1 protein-coding gene is annotated in these 3,056 nt (G+C 35.1%); it reads right to left on the reverse strand.

The window, feature by feature from the left end:
• Nucleotides 1-417: 417 nt before the first annotated feature.
• Nucleotides 418-2,835 (reverse strand): DUF2723 domain-containing protein, encoded by a 2,418-nt coding sequence (locus AB1414_18095; protein ID MEW6609326.1) that lies wholly within the window; start codon nt 2,833-2,835, stop codon nt 418-420.
• Between the last annotated feature and the right edge of the window lie 221 nt (nt 2,836-3,056).

Below are 3,056 nucleotides of genomic sequence, written 5' to 3' on the forward strand. Positions count from 1 at the left end.
CATTTCGATCTTAATTAAAAACTCAAAATGCCTAAAACAAAAATAAGGTGTAGAGTTATAGAGATAAGTCGTAGAGTCTTTTCTTAAGTAAAAAAATAAAAAAAAGCTTGACACTTTACATAACAGGGCACGGAGAATGAACATATTATAAAGATGTAGTATGTATTTACAAATCATCTTAAGGTATTATGGAACAAGAACAGGGTTTGGGCAGTCCATTTTATTATTCTCTGCGTTCTCTGTGCCTCTGTGGTTATATAGCACCTATTAATCGAAATTTGACATAGAGTTCTCTAATCCTCTAATTCACTAATTCGCTAATCTCTAATTCGCTATAGTAAGTTAGCATCATTTATCCACGCTATGTAAAGTTTTGACTAATAACTGCTATAATAGGCTGAATAGTTACAATTTTTGTTACTGAAGTGCCATTAAACTACTTCTTGCGGGTTGATAAGTCGGGTCTATGGAAAGCACCTTTTGAAAGGCAGAAATTGCCTCAAGTCTATTTCCTGATTGTGAATAAGCCACACCCAGATTATAAATGGCGGCAATATTTTGTGGGGATAAGACAATTGCCTTTTGAAAACAAGCCACCGCCTCATTGTGCATTCCTTTAGAGATATAGGCACTGCCAAGATTTACAAGGATAAAATCACGCTCTGGGTCTAACTCAACCGCTTTTTTATATTCTGAAATTGCCTCATCAACCTTGCCGAGCTTTTGATAGACAAGCCCTAATCCATAATAACCTTTAGCATCTCTTTTATCAATCGCAATTATCTTATTAAATTGTGAAATAGCATTCTGCGACTTGCCCAAATCATTATAAACCATACCCAAATTATAATAACTCATCAATCGTTTTGGGTCGGCAAGAAGGGCTTTTTGATATTCAGCGATGGCTTGTGGATATTTACCCATATCCTTGAAAAACCCGCCACGATTGTTATATGCGGTTGCATAGTTAGAGATATTACTTTCTACTCGCTCTTCTTTATATATCTTTTTGTCAAGTATGCCTCGATACCTGAATCGTAAATCCTCATCAATTGCACTTAACTGTTCTTTTAGAGGTGTCCCCTTTTTAAAGACTCGATGACAGATACTGGTTGGAACCAGGGTGTAATCCCTGGCAATGTCCTCATCATAAGGTAAATAAATAGCTCGATGTTGGTTCTTCTCGAAAATAGCATCAAACCGTGTCTTGATAATTTGAGATGCCTCCGTGGTTAATCTCTTAACTCTGTTCTGCGGCTTAAATTCAAAATTTAATTCTTTCTTAATCTGATTAGCATACCAGTCAAGGTATAGCGAGTGCTGGTCAATAAGTGTAATATCTTTGCGGATATTTTCGACATAATGAAGATACCATAAGGGAAAGGCAAAGGTATCGCCTTTGATGTAAAGGATTGATTTTTCTTCTAAAGGAAATAAAATATTCATTCCATAATCATAAGAATAATAATTTTTGGAGTGGTTGCCATAATAATGATTACAAGCCCATGAAATGACTGGAACAAGAAGAAAAATGTAAGGTAATAGAGCTAAAATCCTTTGTCTTAACTTTTTACTCAGAGATTCTATTAGTATCGTCACCCCATACCCAATAAATATACTAAAAATAATATAAGCCGGGATATAATAATCTTCTATGTTGTGAATACCATATCGGCTGGAATGAAGAATATCGGCGAGGATGATTAAGGTTAAGAAAATGAAGATTGTTAGCCTTTGTTTATATAAGAAAAACAATCCGATAAATCCGAGCCAGATAAGATATGGAGTAAACTGCTGGATGAAAAATACAGGATGTTGGACAAATATCCGTTTGAGCAAGGCTGGAAGTGAGGTAGCGAAATAAGTGCCATATTCCTTAGCTGTGATGTGGTCCAGGAATCTTTCAAGATTATCCGGACATCCCCAGTTGATAATTGGATGAGCAGAGGCTCGAATAGGCAGATAGGCATATAAAATAATAATTGGCAGGAAAAACAAAATAGCCATTTTAAGCAGAGAGTTAAGGCTTAAGAGTTTAGGGTTTGGACGCCAAATTATGATAATAAGAAATATCGCCGCAGGAACTAAAAATATCGTTTGGAGATGGTGGGTGAAAGATAGACCAAGAATGAAAGAGAATAGGTAGAGGTAGGATTTTTGATTTTTGATTTTTGATTTTTGATTTATTTGTCCTTTCTGACTTCTGTCTTCTGACTTCTGTCCTTTGTCCTCTGACATTACCTCTTGCCACTTTAGTAAGATAAAGATTAATACTGTAGCAAACAGGGCATTTAAGGTGTATTTCTCAGCAATGACTGCCTGCTGCCAGAAAACCCGAGCAAAACATAGCATTAATGCCGCTATCACCGCCGGGATGAGAGATAAGAGATGAGAAATAAGTTCATTCTTTTTATTTTCTACTTCCCATTTCCTACTTCCTACTTTTAAAGTAATAAAATAGACCATCATCACCGCTAAACTGGCTGATGTTGCCGAGAAGAGATTATAGCGATAGGCAATGTTTCCCAACGGAATAAGGCTGAAAAGCTTACCTAACAAACAATATAAAGGATAACCAGGTGGATGTGGAATACCAAGAACAAAAGATGCCCCAATCATATCACCAGAATCATGTAGGTCAATCGTAGGAGTCAAAGTATGCAAATACACAAAAAAGGCAAAGAAAAAAACTCCTATACCCACCAGATAATCATAGGTAGTAAAGACTTGGGGTCTGATTACTTCTGCCTCTGGCTTGATAAAATTTAAAAATGTATTCTTTTTAGCCTGAACAGGTAGTTTTACTTTCTTGTCTTTTTTCTTCTTCTTGCCCATCTAATACTTCCTTAAAACAGTAGAAAGTGAATAGATTCACTACTGACTATTCTATTATAATATCAAAAAAGATGCATTTTGTCAATTTTTTTATAAAAAATATGTTGCATAAAATCGAATTATGTTGTAAAATATAAAAGTTGATATTTGATGATAGAGGAGATAAATATGAATAGGTTAGATAGAATCGAAAAAATATTGAATGAAAATACCAAAGGCTT

This window comes from bacterium, from assembly GCA_040755795.1.
Lineage (GTDB): Bacteria > UBA9089 > CG2-30-40-21 > CG2-30-40-21 > SBAY01 > JBFLXS01.